Annotated in this window: 8 protein-coding genes; 4 read left to right on the top strand and 4 right to left on the bottom strand. The window is 47.0% G+C overall.

Annotated features, from left to right (window positions below; all coding sequences use genetic code 11):
• Nucleotides 1–90: 90 nt before the first annotated feature.
• The 4 genes from L0659_RS21860 to L0659_RS21845 form a co-directional block, all read right to left on the bottom strand.
• Nucleotides 91–825, bottom strand: a complete 735-nt coding sequence (locus L0659_RS21860) for a hypothetical protein (RefSeq protein WP_235128706.1) — start codon at nucleotides 823–825, stop codon at nucleotides 91–93.
• Nucleotides 826–1,620: 795 nt separating this feature from the next.
• Nucleotides 1,621–7,716: a right-handed parallel beta-helix repeat-containing protein gene (locus L0659_RS21855; RefSeq protein ID WP_235128705.1), complete on the bottom strand. Its 6,096-nt coding sequence runs from the start codon at nucleotides 7,714–7,716 to the stop codon at nucleotides 1,621–1,623.
• A gap of 55 nt (nucleotides 7,717–7,771) precedes the next feature.
• Nucleotides 7,772–8,089, bottom strand: a complete 318-nt coding sequence (locus L0659_RS21850) for a DUF4907 domain-containing protein (RefSeq protein ID WP_235128704.1) — start codon at nucleotides 8,087–8,089, stop codon at nucleotides 7,772–7,774.
• 228 nt (nucleotides 8,090–8,317) lie between these two features.
• Nucleotides 8,318–9,982, bottom strand: a complete 1,665-nt coding sequence (locus L0659_RS21845; RefSeq protein WP_235128703.1) for a 7TM-DISM domain-containing protein — start codon at nucleotides 9,980–9,982, stop codon at nucleotides 8,318–8,320.
• Between the two features lie 294 nt (nucleotides 9,983–10,276).
• Here L0659_RS21845 and L0659_RS21840 point away from each other — a divergent pair, with 294 nt between their 5' ends.
• From L0659_RS21840 to katG, 4 genes are all read left to right on the top strand, one after another.
• Nucleotides 10,277–11,176, top strand: a complete 900-nt coding sequence (locus L0659_RS21840) for an SDR family oxidoreductase (RefSeq protein WP_235128702.1) — start codon at nucleotides 10,277–10,279, stop codon at nucleotides 11,174–11,176.
• A gap of 43 nt (nucleotides 11,177–11,219) precedes the next feature.
• A complete protein-coding gene (locus L0659_RS21835; protein ID WP_235128701.1) occupies nucleotides 11,220–12,143 on the top strand; it encodes an AraC family transcriptional regulator in 924 nt (307 codons plus the stop codon).
• 171 nt (nucleotides 12,144–12,314) lie between these two features.
• Nucleotides 12,315–12,812 carry a GyrI-like domain-containing protein gene (locus L0659_RS21830; RefSeq protein WP_235128700.1) on the top strand — a complete coding sequence of 166 codons (498 nt, stop codon included), beginning with the start codon at nucleotides 12,315–12,317 and terminating at the stop codon, nucleotides 12,810–12,812.
• Nucleotides 12,813–12,936: 124 nt separating this feature from the next.
• Complete coding sequence (gene katG, locus L0659_RS21825) at nucleotides 12,937–15,213, top strand: catalase/peroxidase HPI (RefSeq protein WP_255727581.1); 2,277 nt, start codon at nucleotides 12,937–12,939, stop codon at nucleotides 15,211–15,213.
• The last annotated feature ends 29 nt before the right edge of the window (nucleotides 15,214–15,242 follow it).

Here is a 15,242-nt window from a genome sequence, read left to right as displayed (position 1 = left end):
AAAAGAACGTTTTTGCATCATAGTTCCATACCGTCCCCCCAGGAAATTTCCGATTTAAATCATTAGAGAGCACTAATTAAACTATCCTACTCAGGCCTCGCCATTCACTGAAAAACTATGAAATTTATGCTTATCTAAATTTACTTTAACACGAAAATAGCAATCTCCTCCGTCATCCGCCTCTACCAATCTGTATTTATAGCTATCTGTGTCATACTTTCCCTTGCATTCGCAATTGACCCAAACCTCTTTTTCTTTTTGCTGATTTATTACTGCTACATACTGTCTATCGTAAGAATCTAATTGCATCGAAAGCACCCCCTTGTTTTCAAGAATACATTGCCTTAGGAGACTGTCAATTTCCCTAAGCTCCTCATCATTTAAATCATATTGGACTGCATTAGGAAATATTGTCTCGTAGAATTTTGGCATATAAGTAAAAATCGAAACATTCTTTATATTTAAAGAATCGCCTTTTGTTCTGTCAACGATATTCTGTTTTAGTATTTGAAGCTTAAATGGCTCTGTCGAATCAAGAAATTCCAGAAATCCATTTTTTATTATTGCTGTACTTCCTGAAAATGGATAGAATGGTCGGGGAAATACCAAAGTGTCATTTTGTAGAAAAAAAGTTCCAGTGTAAGGTGTAATGCTGTCGTTTTTGAAAGCTTGGCTCATTGAAAAGTGAAAGGCAGAATCCGAATACATTTTCAATTCATAAATTACTCCAAAATTATATTGATTTTTTGCGTGCAGGATTTCGCGCTTTTTGCCACATTGACAATAAAGAAATACAATTAGAAAAATAAGGATATGTTTGATCATGATTTCCGATAAATACCTTGATTGATGAAAACACTTTTCAAGCAAACTTCTGATCAGAAAGTGTGTGCAGTGTTGTACGTTACAACCAGATTTCGCCCAACTAGCTTTAAGCCTTAATTTATGTGCAGTGATAATTAACTGAAATTGTTTTTTGAACTTCAAGTTCGCCAAAATCCAGAAACATCACTAGCATAATAAAAAAATATGACTTTTCCCCAGTTCCTTCACAGCCAGCAGTGAAATTTTCTCGACAGTGATTGCCTCTTAACCGCAATCGGCCAGATGTACAATTGTCATACAATTGAATCTGGCCGCCCAAACGCTCCGAAGTCGCTGGCGGAAGAGTTTTATAAATATTCTTATCTTTGAGTTAATTGCAAGCTGGCCACCGCAACCTAGTGAGTGAGAAGGTGAGTAAATGATTTCGCAGGGATTAAATATTTGATAGACAACCTGTTACTTCAAAAAATATGATCCCAGCGGGATCACTTGAAGAAACAACAAAAAGCATCAAAAGCCTGCAAATCAACAGATTAGCAGGCTTTTTTCTTTCCGGGTCATAATGCTCGTCAAGTCTGGAGTAATAACCTTTTTGCCGTTTCGTAGTCACCAGCTTTGATAAGACCAGTTTTATCTACCAGGAGTACGTATGGAACTGCTGAACTGCTGAAATGTCGAGCAGCCGGGACTTTTGAGCCTTGCAAATCGGAAAGCCGACTGCACGAAAGCCGACCGTCAAAACAAAAAGCCCCACAAACCGATGATTTGCGAGACCATAATGAACGTTGAGTAAACTTATTCTTTGATGATTTTGAAAACTTCTCCGCCAGTGGTTCTGATCAGGTAGATGCCCATTTGCAGGTTGCTTACGTCGATTTTATTGGTGCCTGTTTGTAGCTTTTGCACTTTCAGGCTTCTGCCCGACAAATCGGTCAGCGTGAGTGTTTCCTTCTCTTGGACTGCTTTTTTAACGATCAGGTACACATCTTTCCTGGCTGGTACCGGGTACACCGAAGATGGATCTGCCTTGGCTTCGCTGCTTAATGTGACGATCTTGCTGTAAGTGGTAGTTCCGTCAATATCGGTCTGGCTGATGCGGTAGTAAGCTGTTCCCGTGAGTGGCAATGCCTCATTGAAACGATATTCGTGCATTCCGTCGCCTACACCTTCCAGCTTCCCGATTACTTCAAAGCGTCGCGCGTCCAGACTTTTGTGAATGGAGTAGGAGGCTACATCGGTTTCCTGCACTTTCCATGTAATTACCGGCTGCCTCTCCACATTGAGTGACGCGTCGACAGAGACCCAGTGTACAGGAAGTGCACTTGATTGTGTTTTGATAAAAAAGCCGCTGAAACCTGTTACATCGAAAGTGATTTCCCATCGCTTGGCTGCTGCATTCCAGATAATGGCTTCGTCGTCGGGATCAATGTTAACTCCTGCGCTCTCATAACTGTCCGGCAGACCGGTATTGTTGTCGCTGGATCCGCTCCGTTTTTCAATGTGCAGATTGGCAATGCGAGCTGCTCTTACTTGCTCACTGTCAGTGCTTAAAGGTAACAACATAGCGGGCGCGGGACTTTGCGTATTGAACGCATTGAATTCGGCGTCGGTAGCGTACAGAGTAACACTGGCCGTAGCAGACGTGGCATTTGCAGCAGGTGTGATTTCGTAATGGCGTTTCACGAACTGGCTGGGTTGCGAAGTTTCGATCCAAACTTTGGCGGTGACTTCACCAGCCACCGGCTCACTACCTGACGGCTCTAATCCTATCACAGCTTTGCACTCCGAACCGTCTACATTGAACACCGTATTTTCCGTCCCACTTATTGTTTTGCTGGAAAATTCCTGATTTGCTGCAAGCAGGGTTTCGGCCTGAGCGAGACTTTGCAACTCAAAAGCACCCATATCAACATTGCCACCGAAAATTCTCGATGCTCCGGAAATGTCTGTCACAATTTCGGAAGGTACATTCGCCTGGTCTCCGGCATTAATAGCAGGACTGCATGGCTGCAAACGAAGCCCGTCGTCTGACGTACCTAAGATATTGTCGGCTCCTGCCGGGTTGGCTGCATTGACAAACAATGGATCGGCAACAATGTTATTCGTGCCAGGGTGAGTCTCCTGGATAATATTGTTGTTCAAAGTGGAGGTACTTGCGGACGAGTATATCAACGCACTTGCCGGAGCACTGTTATTCCAAATAACGCTGTTCTCGACAGTGACGTTTGAAGAGAGAACTATAAGCGCACCGCCAATCTGTGCAGCTGTGTTTCCAAACATTGTACAGCCGTTAAATTTGGTTGAGCCCTGCACGGTGTAAAAAGCACCACCGTACAGGTCGGCTGAATTTCCGTAAAAAATGCAACCGGATACAGTTGTCTGGGAAACTGCGGCAACAAGTGCGGCACCAGCACCGGCTGTTCTATTTGAATCGAAGACAGAGTTGACAAGATCCAACTTTGAACCAGCAGCGTATACGGCTCCTCCCTGGGTACTGCTGTTTGCAGTAAATGTACAATTAACCGCTTTCATAGAGGAAACAGGTCCATTCGTATTGGTATTAACCAATATTGCCGGTCCGGCGGATGCCACATTTTCACTAAATCCACAGTTATCAACGGATGCATGTGATTCTAAGACATAGATGGCGGCGCCGAAACTACTAGCCCGGTGGGATCTGAAGGTGGAATTACGTATCATCAATTTTGTAAACCCAGCGTTTGAAATGGTCATAATTGCTGCCCCTGAATTGCGCAGAGCTTCGATGTTATTGTATTTAAACCCGCTGCCCAGTCGGGGCCCATTTGCAACTCCGTTCTCAAAGGTAAATCCGTCGATAACAAGGCTGTCGGATTGAGCAGGAATGCCAGCTATAACTGCGATATGGAAGCTGTTATCAATAGTATCTCCCTGCATTCCCAAATCTCCACTCAGAATTGTTGCATTCAGTTTGCTGTTACGCGTGCCTCCGCCAGACGGGTAACCTCCGAAAATTTTCAGTCCGCCCCGGTAGAAAGTGAATGTACTATCGCGATTGGTGTCGCTGGTAGGGTGGTAGGTACCCTGCGCCACGTGAATTTCAGAAACGCAGCTTACCTGTTTTGAAAGAAAAACGGCGTCGCTGAAAGATGCCATCGCAGTAGACCAGCTGCTACCATTGCCTGGTGTTGCTACGTTTTTATCAACATACATCACAGGCAAGCCAACAAAAATGCTTGTTGGTTTTGAAGTGATGGAGCAGCCATCCCCGTCAGTAACAGTAACGGTGTAATCACCCTGGGTTGTAGCCGTGATGGAAGATGAGGTAGCGCCTCCTGGGTTCCAGCTGTATGATGCAAATCCTTCTGGTGCGGAAAGCGCAACATTGCCTCCCGTGCAGAATGCGGTTGGTCCGCCTGCGGTAATTGGTGGTTCAGGCACATTGATCTTTACTTCTTTGCTGCTGCGGCAGCCAGTCTCATTCATCACACCAATGACGTAGGTACCAGGTGCAAGGTTTGTAAAAACATTCCCGGCACGGTAATCTCCGTCATTAAGTGTGTATAGTATTTCTCCACTGCCATCCTGATCCGTAGATGCCGTAATTGTTCCGGTTCGCTCAGCGCAGGTAGGTTGTGTTACAGTAGCCTCAATTACAGGGAAAGCGGATGCGGTGACCGTAATCGGCTGCGATGTTGCTGTACATCCCACCGAGTTAGTTACAGTTACCGTGTAATTTCCAGTTGTATTTATTGTAACGGAAGAACCATTAGCTCCACCCGGATTCCAGGTATAATTACTGTATCCTTCGGGCGCAGACAGCGTCACCTGGCCACCAACGCAGAAGGCAGTTGGGCCGCTGGCTGTAATAACCGGAATGTTGGTTCCTTCTGGCTGGGCATTGATGGTGATCGATACTGTGGTGAGACAGCCGATCCTATTTTTAATGTTAACCTGATATGTGCCGGGTGCCAGGTCCTGAAAATCAGCCGTCGACTGGAATTCACCCTCACCGATTGAATAGGTGTAGCCGGCAGCAGCAGCATTGCCAGGATCAACAGTGATTGAGCCGGTCGCTTCTGAGCAGGACGGTTGCGTCACGACCAATACATTTTCGGAAGGATATTCCAAAGCTGTAACGGTTGCAGCTGCTGACGTAGTGGAACATCCCAGTGCATTCGCGGCGGTTACCGTGTAAGTACCAGACGTGGACACTGTAATGGAAGGCGTGGTCTCTCCGTTGCTCCAGGTATAGTTTTCACCAGCCTCATATTCGTAAAATGCTTTTGTACGAACAGGCAGATACGCTTTCTCATTGACTACAAAACCAGCCGACATCAAAGTCTCCGAGCTTGGGAATGCAAGTTTTTGGTTCCAGGTGTTGGCAGCCGGATCGTACATCCAGAAGTCTCCGACATTTCCTGATGTGCTTATTCCCGCGCCCAAATAGCCTTTGTTACCAATTGCAAAAGCGGCTGCATACTGTCGCTCCCCACCTGCAAAAGCCGCTATTGTCTCCCAGGAATTTGTTGCCTGATCGTATTTGTGAAAATCGCTTAGAATAGAGCCATTCCTATAACCTGTTCCGGCATAAGCAGCGCCACCCACGCTGAAAGCTGCTGCGGCTTCCCTTCCGCCACCAGGAATAGAGGCTTTTTCAGTCCAGCTGTCTGTGGCAGGATCATACTCCCACAAATCGTCGTCGTAACCCGCTGGCGTTAAACCAAATCCAATGTAACCTTTATTTCCGATGCTGAATCCGGTTGCTTTGTAGCGTTTTGAACCGCCAAAGTCAGCTTTTTGTGTCCATGCATTTGCGGCGGGATCATATTGATAAAAATCTTTGGTCTGGTCGCCATCGTAGCCGGTACCTACATAGCCGTATCCACCTATTGCGAAAGCCGCGGCTACACTGCGCGGGGATCCGGTAAAATCAGCTTTTTGAGTCCAGCTATCCGTAGCAGGATCAAATTCCCACAAATCATTCAGGTTGGTTTTATCGGGCGCAACTCCCGTTCCGGTATATCCTTTGTTGCCAATTGTAAAGGAAATCGCCTGGCGCCGTTCTGCACCGCCGAAAGAAGCTTTCTCAGTCCAGTTTTCTATTACTTGGTTTGAAAGTGCCAGTGTAGTACTACCGTCAGGACAAATTTCACGGGAGGCTTCTCCGGCGATCAAAGGTGCAGCGGGTGCTGTGGTGGTAGTTACCACAAATGGCGCAGACGTAGTAACACATCCTTCGTTGGTGGTAAGAGTAACTGTGTAAGAACCAGCGGAGGTCACCGTCAGCGCGGCGTCTGTGGAGCCGCCTGGGTTCCATTGATAATTATTCCCAAAACCTTCCGGTGCCCGGAGTACCACGCTGCCACCTTCACAGAATGAAGCAGGGCCTTCGGCTATAATGTTCGGAATGATCGTGCGGGATCCATTGAATTCATATGCACCAAGGTCAATGGTCGAATTGTCAATGCGTGGTGCGCCGCTTACATCGGTAGTTGCAGTTATGCCTTCATTTGTACCAGCATCGATAGCCTGGCTGCAACTTTGAAGGCGAAAACCGTCGTCAGCAGTTCCAAAAATCCCGTCGTTGCCTTTTGTCTTATCGGGGTTGACGAACTGCGGATTGATGTAAATCTGACCTTCCCCTTCGTACCCGTTTTCAATAATACTGGTTACAACCTCGGGGGCGTCAATGAAGGTTGCGTTGCTTTCTGATAATCTTGCCGAGTTGCCCCAGACGATAGAATTTTTGATGAGTTGCGCGCCAAATATCCCGCCGGCAGTACTTGCAGAGTTTCTTGAAATCACACAATTGATCAAAGACATATTTTCACTGTCGTCCCGCTTGTTCCAGTAAATTCCGCCACCTGATCCCTGTGGTGCCTTATTACCGGTTACAACGCAGTTGCTAAGGTGCAATGTGGCGAACGAAGCTATTCCGCCGCCTACATCCTGAAAGCTCGTGTTGTTCTCTATCAGACAGTCAAAAAGTGTAAATGTAGATTGTACATTGCCATAAATTCCGCCCGGAGACCTTTCAGAAGTGTTGCCGCTGATCATGCAACTGTACAGTGTAGTAGAAGACTGTGCGCCGGATACTGCTGTATTTGAATTATTTAAGAATTTACATCCCCTTATTATTGAGTAGGAGTTATTGCTGCTTACTATCGAAGAGCCATTATTGTTGGTGAAAAGGCAGTCCGTGTAAACGGGAGCAGAACCGTTACTATTTACTACGACTCCATTATTCCTTTCAAATGTCGAATTTGAGATCGTCGGAGAAGCACCTGATAAATATAGCAAGCCGCCGGAAGTTGCTATGTTGGAGCGGAATACACAGTTGTCAATCACCGGGGATCCATTTTCCACTTTAACTCCGCTTTCTGACATCGAACTGCTTAGTTGTTCGAAAAGACAATTTCTGATGACAGGCGAAGCATTTTCCAACAAAAATCCAATACCCTCAGGCGTGTTCTGGTTCCGCGACATCTTGAATCCATCCAGTACTGTTGCATTGGTGAGATCACGTCCAAAGAAGGTCCCGTATTCCTGGCCCACAATGTGTGTGACGCTGGACTCGGCTTGCATGTCTCTCTGTGAAACCTGGGTTTCATTGCCAGTGAAATGGCCATAGTATTTGACACCTTCTTTCAGTCTGAAAGGCTCATACGAGATAGTCTCGTAAGTTCCGCCCCTAACCCATATTTCATCACCAGCATTTGATGCGGCAATGGCAACCTGAATGGTACCGACTGCATTTCCCCAGGCAGCCGCATCTACTGTCCCGACACCATTGGCTGTTGCATTGCCGGTCTTGCTTCCGTCAACCAGATAAATGAGTTGCGCGTATGCCTGACTTTGAAAAAGTGTTAACAGTAGCGCGCATAATAGAATAGCGTAGGGTTTTTTCATCAAAAGGTGATCAAGAGAGTTTGAAATTTGATAGGTACTGGTTGTATATCCGCGCTTAAATTGCATTCAGCTTACGCATTTCATCTATACTGACAGTCGGCAGCTTTTCGCCATTGCGCAGTTTTCTTACCACAAGCCTGGCTACTATCTCCGCTGAACCCTGCGTATCGAACCCGCGGTTGCCGGGGAGTGCGGGTACATTGGGTTGATGTACGAGCAGTTTTCCATCGGCGTACACATCGTAACCGAAAGTCTGGTCACTGTTTTTTACGATTTTGTAACTGTAAATGCTTGCGTCGCGATGATTGCAATTGAGCAGGTTCTGGGGCTGCCCAAAGAAGAGCAGACTTGCCAGTAAGATCAGGTTTGGCATTGGACACTAAGAGGATAGAGGATGGGTTTACGTTCATACGGCATTTCTAACAAAAGAGAATATTAAAATTTGCTTCGCCAAAAAGCGTGCGTAGACAGAGCGTAGACAGCTTTGTCAACTGGCTGATAGTTAAGTAAATAAATTTCAATTTATCGCAAAATAGTTTGACGCATAACTATATACGTTTTTACGGAAAATGCTACCTAGATGGGTTAATGCAGCTGGACCTTATTCGTTTTCCTGTAGCGCGAGCTTTTTGTAGAGCCTTGTCTTCGCGCGGCGCACGCTTGCGGGGTCGATATTGAGGAGAGTCGCAATTTCCTTGTGCGAAAGCTTCATATGAAAGTAGGCGTACAAGCGGACTTCTTTCAATGTAAGATTGGGGTGGCTTATTTTAAGGTTTTCGAAGAAATCAGGGTGTACCTGCTCGAAATGGATTTTGAATTTATTCCAGTCTGTGTCCAGCTGAATGTTGTTTTCGAGCAGCGAAGTAATATCCCGCAAACCGCGTGAAGTATTATGGTGATGCGGCTTGCTAAGCCGATCCACTTCCAACTTCAGGTGGTTCAGCAGCTCATTTTTTTGCACCATATATAAGGTAGATGAAGCCAGTTCACGCTGGTTCGTTTCCAGTCTTTCCCGCAGCAGCTCATTCCGCGACTTTTCGGAAAGAATTTCCATATTCATTTTTTCAAGTTCGAGCTGGTTGACCTTATTGAGGTAGCCTACTTCTTTCAGTTCAAATTCCAGTTGTTTATTATCAATCTCTTTTGCGAGCAGGCTATTCTGGATCGCTTTTGTCCGGGCAATCAGGGCCATTGAAAATGCAAATGCCTGGGAAACAATCGCGATTTCTGCTATCCAAACTCCTTTTTCACTATCTAATGAGACGAAAATGTGGTAAATGGGCATCGCCAGCAAACAAAGCATCGGAAGGATTTGAGCTGCAAGAAAGTAGCCCGAGGATGGAATTTTACGGATAAAGCCGATTATACAGGTCACCAACGTCATCGCAAGTATTGCCATACAGAAGATATTGTCAGGCACGAGTGTGTAATATTCCAGTTGAAAACCGTTCATGTTGATTACCATAGCCACCGCACTCAGTACAATGTAGCTGTAAAGGGAATACCTCAAAACTTTGTCCAGACCTGGCAGCGCCTGACTGGTGTTCAGATAAGACCGCGTCAGCTGGACTAATCCATACAGCACGAATACGATCCCCACATGTGTAAATATCCTGTTTAAATCGTATGTGCCCATCACTTCGTGCAGCGCAAAACTGAAAATCGGCCTTGGGAATGGAACCTGGAAGTAAAACCGGTAGCCCGTAATGTACAACATCCCACCTATCTGAATGAGAAGGTAATAGAGCACGGAGTTGTCCCGGAAAGTGAGGTATACATTTAAATTGATCAGGAAAAAAACGATCAGGATCGCCATGGACACGATCCATGCTCTTAAAATAGCCTGTTCATGTTGATCGATATAAGCTTTTTGACAAAACTCGATTTTCGGTTTGAACTTCGGATCAGCGTCTGTTACTTCCGACAGCCCCATTCTGATGTACATTGTGCTGGTGCTTTGTGCCGCCAGTTTTACGATGAGCCTGCCTGCCAGCCGGGACACATTATCTGTAAACGCGCCTGACGTATCCGATTTCCAGGTATTGTGTTCAAGATCAGTATGGTAGATTACATTCCTGAAAAAGGGCCAAACTCTGACCACATATTCACGCTCTGCATGATAAGGATTATTTACGATGATTTTAAACCAGTAATTATATCCTGACAAAAGCGAATCATTGTGCTTGAAACCTATCCCTTTTCCGTCCAGAATTTGTTCGATGCGGTAGCCCTGGTCGCGCACGGCAACATAATCAATCTCTTGCATTGCAGATTGATCACTGAGTATTTGGACAGGTTGGGCGAAAGAAATGGCTTGTAAAAAGCAGAGAAAAGCGCAGAGTATATGTTTTTTCAAATAGAATTATTTGCAGGTTAAATCTTCTTAAAAATACAACTTATTCCTTCAAAGTTATCGAATGTCAGCTCAAAAATTGATTGATCACTACCTGAAATCGATCCAGACCCAAACTTTCCACTTTTCGGCTAAATCAAAAGGGGATTTGGCTAAATGCTGCGCATTGCTGTATGCGATCTTTGTAGAAACAAAAAAAGATCCATTATGCGTGTATTTGTTACAGGAGCCACGGGCTTCGTTGGGACTGCCATTGTGCGGGAATTAATTGGTGCCGGGCACCAGGTGCTAGGGCTGGCGCGTTCGGATGCATCGGCCCAAAAGCTGATCAATGCAGGTGCGGAAGTTCATAAGGGCGATCTGGAAGATCTGGACAGCCTTCGCAGTGGCGCGGCGCAGGCGGACGGCGTGATCCATGCCGGGTTTATCCACGATTTTACGCGGTTTCCGGAAGTTTGCCAGGTGGACAAAACGGCTATTGAAACCATTGGTGAAGTATTAGCCGGTTCTGAACGCCCGTTTGTGATCACGTCCGGAAGTGCCTTAGTAAGCCCTGGAAAGCTGGCTACAGAAGATATGGTCGCGCCTTTCAATCCTGCCTGGCCGCGCGCTTCCGAACAAGCTGCGGACGCGATTGCAGCATTAGGGGTTAGCACGGCAATCATTCGCTTAGCGCCTTCGGTGCATGGCGAAGGTGATCGTCACGGATTTATACCTATACTGGTCAATATCGCCCGTGAAAAAGGGGTTTCAGCATATATTGGCGAGGGACAAAACCGTTGGAATGCGGTCCACAGGCTGGATGCTGCTCAATTATACAGACTGGCTGTCGAGCAGGGTGCAAAAGGTGGCATAGCACGTTTCCACGGAGCTGCGGAAGAGGCTATCCCGGTGAAAGACATCGCGGAAGCCATTGGCAAACAGTTGAATATCCCGGTAATTTCGGTTACCCATGAAGCCGCGGCTGAACATTTTGGCTGGTTTGCCCACATGGCTGCTATCGACTGCCCGACATCGAGCAAATTGACGCAAGCGCAGCTGACCTGGCACCCGACACGCCCGACTTTGCTTGCGGATATTGAAAGCGGGATTTATACCCAATCATAAGCGGTGAAAAATTCCTAAAATTATCGCGAACTTTATCAACGCTATGAACAGTAAACAGCTTTTCCATTTTCATTCGATCACTGAATACCACCGCGCGGCGGGCCTGCCCAAGCCGGCGCATCCGCTGATAAGCCTTGTACACATGGAGGATCTGAACAAGCCTCTTGACGAGAATGCGTTCAGTATGATCTATGATTTTTATTCTATTGCCATGAAAAGGGTAGGGAATGCTAAATTTAAATATGGCCAGCAGGTCCAGGATTTTGATGAAGGCGTGCTGTTCTTTATGTCGCCGGGCCAGGTTTTCGGGGTGGAAATTGAAAAGGGAATTATAAGGCACAAGCCGGAAGGGTGGATGATACTGATCCACCCGGACTTTTTATGGAACACGGCATTGGCCAAAACCATTAAGCAATATGAGTTCTTCAACTATTCCGTTTACGAAGCGCTTTTTTTATCGGATAAAGAAGAAACAATGCTCACGACGATTGCACAGAACATTGAGCAGGAGTACGAGGGCAACATCGACCGTTTCAGTCAAAGCGTGATCATTGCCCAGTTGGAATTGTTGCTGACCTATTCCGAACGGTTTTACCAGCGCCAATTCATTACCCGCAAGGTAACCAGCCACGAAATCCTGTCCAGGCTGGAAGATCTGCTCAGCCACTATTTCAACAGTGGCGAACTCTCTGAAAAGGGCCTGCCGAGTGTCACTTACATTGCCGAAAACCTTCATATTTCGCCGGGTTACCTGAGCAGTTTGCTCAAATCCCTGACAGGCCAGAATACGCAGCAGCATCTTCACAACAGACTGATTGAACTTGCCAAGCAAAAACTCTCGACGACAAATTTGTCTGTAAGCGAGATTGCCTACGAACTGGGTTTCGAGCACCTCCAATCATTCAGTAAGCTCTTCAAGACCAAAACCAATCTCTCACCAATGGAATTCCGGCATTCCTTTAATTGAACAGTGTTCTAAATTTTGAATGTTGAAATGCGGCGTAAGCCAGACTTGGTTCTTTTTACAAATGCTGCAATGCCGTGACTTTGTCGCGATACGCCCTTTTATTTGTCGTAATCAGCCATCAACGGTCATGATTGAACAGGTAAATTTGTATCGAAACAAATCATAAATCACATGCTTTCAGAACCAACGATACAGCGCCGCAGTGAAGGCCATTATCTGGCCATCGCAAAAACCGTTCACATGCACGACATTCCTCATGAACTCCCACCACTGATTCCGGAGGTGAAACAATATATGCTGGAACACGACATTGAAGCGGCCGGGCCGGATTTCTTTCTTTATAAATCGATGGACGAGTCCGGCGAACTGGATTGCGAGGCTGGTTTTTCTGTGAGCCAGGCAGCTGAGGGCAATGGACATATTGTTCCAGGGATCTTTCCGGCTGGCAATTACGCAAGCATCATTTATACAGGTGATTTCAAGGATATGATGGAAGCGCATGTAGCGCTGGAAAACTACATTGTGCAGCAGGGGCTTAAAGAAAAATCAACAACGCTGGAAGGCAGGACGGAGTGGGGCGGACGTACGGAATTTTATCTGGTCGATCCTGAGTTAGAGCCTGATCCGGAAAAATGGCAGACGGAGATTGTTTTTTTGCTGGAAGATTAAATCAGCAAAATAGATTTTTCCTATTAAAATATAGAATTAATCGATTGTTATTATCCTTGCCAAAAGCATAACTTGCCAACCATAAGTAAGTATGCGTGAGATTTTTCAACTATAACCTCATAAAATGGACAAGGACTTAAATAACATTGACAAATGCCCGTTTCTGAACGGCTCTATGGAAAGCCATGCCGCAGGCGGTGGCACGAGGAACCGTGACTGGTGGCCGAATCAGTTAAAGCTGAGCATCCTACGTCAGCATTCATCCAAAACTAATCCGCTGGAAGCGGACTTTGACTATGCAGAAGCATTTAAAAGTCTGGATTTACAAGCAGTGAAAGCGGACCTTACCGCGCTCATGACGGATTCGCAGGACTGGTGGCCAGCCGATTTTGGACATTACGGACCGCTTTTCATCCGCATGGCGTGGCACAGTGCAGGAACTTACCGGGTGTTCGATGGCCGCGGAGGCGGTGGTGCGGGTCAGCAGCGTTTTGCGCCGCTTAATAGCTGGCCGGACAATGTAAGCTTGGACAAAGCACGTCGTTTGCTCTGGCCCATCAAACAGAAATATGGACAAAAACTTTCCTGGGCGGATTTGTTGATCCTTACCGGTAATGTTGCCCTGGAATCAATGGGGTTCAAAACATTTGGCTTTGCAGGTGGCCGTGCGGACGTATGGGAGCCGGATGAAGATGTGTACTGGGGAGCGGAAACCACCTGGCTGGGCAATGATCACCGTTATGCAAAAGGCGTAGCCGGCGTTGCAGGCCATGGCGTTGTGTCGTCTGATGAAGATCCCGGCGAAGGAATCCACTCGCGGACGCTTGAAAAGCCGCTTGGCGCCGCACATATGGGCCTTATTTATGTAAACCCCGAAGGTCCGGACGGAAATCCTGACCCTATTGCAGCAGCAAAAGACATTCGTGACACATTTGGCCGTATGGCTATGAACGACGAAGAAACGGTTGCCCTGATAGCCGGTGGACACAGTTTCGGTAAAACGCACGGCGCGGGTACTTCGGATCACGTAGGCAACGAGCCTGAGGCTGCGGATGTGGAAGCACAAGGTTTGGGATGGAGCAACAGCTTCGGTTCGGGCCGTGGACCGGATACGATTACCAGCGGATTGGAAGTGACCTGGACAACCACGCCGACGCAATGGAGCAACAATTTCTTTGAAAACCTGTTTGCATTTGAATGGGAGTTGACCAAAAGCCCGGGAGGCGCGCACCAGTGGGTTGCCAAAAACGCAGGTGACATTATCCCCGATGCCTATGACAGCAATAAGAAGCATGCGCCAATGATGCTGACGACAGACGTAGCATTGCGGTTTGATCCTGATTACGAAAAAATATCAAGACATTTTCTGGAAAATCCCGATGCATTTGCGGACGCATTCGCCCGTGCATGGTTCAAGCTGACGCACCGTGATATGGGCCCGCGCGCACGTTACCTGGGACCGGAAGTGCCCGAGGAGGTGCTGATCTGGCAAGATCCTATCCCGGCAGTTGACCATACATTGATCGATGCGGGCGATATTTCGGCATTAAAATCGAACATTCTGGCATCCGGTTTGAGCATTTCTGAGCTCGTTTCCACTGCCTGGGCTTCGGCTTCTACGTTCCGTGGTTCGGACAAGCGCGGCGGTGCCAATGGTGCCCGCGTTCGCTTGGCTCCGCAAAAGGACTGGCAAGTGAATAATCCTGTGCAACTGCATAAAGTTCTGAATGTTCTGGAAAGCATTCAGGATGAGTTTAACAGCACGCAGGTCGGCGGCAAAAAAGTCTCACTGGCTGACCTCATCGTTCTGGCCGGATCCGCAGCTGTCGAAAAAGCGGCGCAAGATGCCGGTCATGCAGTAACGGTTCCTTTTACGCCGGGCCGTATGGATGCGTCGCAGGAGCAAACCGACATTGAATCAGTAAGTTATCTCGAACCTGCCGCTGACGGATTCCGAAATTACCGCGGGACGACTTATCAGGTTTCAACAGAAGAACTGCTGATCGACAAAGCGCAATTGCTGACATTGACAGCGCCGGAACTGACCGTTTTGGTCGGTGGGTTACGCGCATTGAGCATCAATTTTGATGGTTCCAAACATGGTGTATTCACAGAACATCCGGGCAAACTGACGAATGATTTCTTCGTTAACCTGCTCGATATGAACACTTCTTGGAAAGCGATGGGTGAGGATAAGGAACTCTATCTGGGAAGCGATCGCTCGACTGGCCAGCCAAAATGGACAGCAACCCGTGCGGACCTTGTTTTCGGGTCAAATTCGGAGCTGCGGGCTGTTGCGGAAGTTTATGCAAGTGCTGATGCCACTGGCAAGTTCGCCAGGGATTTTGTAGCTGCATGGACAAAAGTGATGAACCTCGACAGATTTGATCTGGCTAAATAGGCCAGGTAATATGTCAATAAGGGTCGTTC

The organism is Dyadobacter sp. CY347, from assembly GCF_021502655.1.
GTDB lineage: Bacteria > Bacteroidota > Bacteroidia > Cytophagales > Spirosomataceae > Dyadobacter.
This window is presented reverse-complemented; position numbering and strand designations above follow the sequence as displayed.

Bases quoted from the DNA above. Each gene is read 5' to 3' on its own strand.
- L0659_RS21860 (WP_235128706.1), bottom strand. From the start codon at position 825: ATGATCAAACATATCCTTATTTTTCTAATTGTATTTCTTTATTGTCAA.
- L0659_RS21855 (WP_235128705.1), bottom strand. From the start codon at position 7,716: ATGAAAAAACCCTACGCTATTCTATTATGCGCGCTACTGTTAACACTT.
- L0659_RS21850 (WP_235128704.1), bottom strand. From the start codon at position 8,089: ATGCCAAACCTGATCTTACTGGCAAGTCTGCTCTTCTTTGGGCAGCCC.
- L0659_RS21845 (WP_235128703.1), bottom strand. From the start codon at position 9,982: ATGCAAGAGATTGATTATGTTGCCGTGCGCGACCAGGGCTACCGCATC.
- L0659_RS21840 (WP_235128702.1), top strand. From the start codon at position 10,277: ATGCGTGTATTTGTTACAGGAGCCACGGGCTTCGTTGGGACTGCCATT.
- L0659_RS21835 (WP_235128701.1), top strand. From the start codon at position 11,220: ATGAACAGTAAACAGCTTTTCCATTTTCATTCGATCACTGAATACCAC.
- L0659_RS21830 (WP_235128700.1), top strand. From the start codon at position 12,315: ATGCTTTCAGAACCAACGATACAGCGCCGCAGTGAAGGCCATTATCTG.
- katG (WP_255727581.1), top strand. From the start codon at position 12,937: ATGGACAAGGACTTAAATAACATTGACAAATGCCCGTTTCTGAACGGC.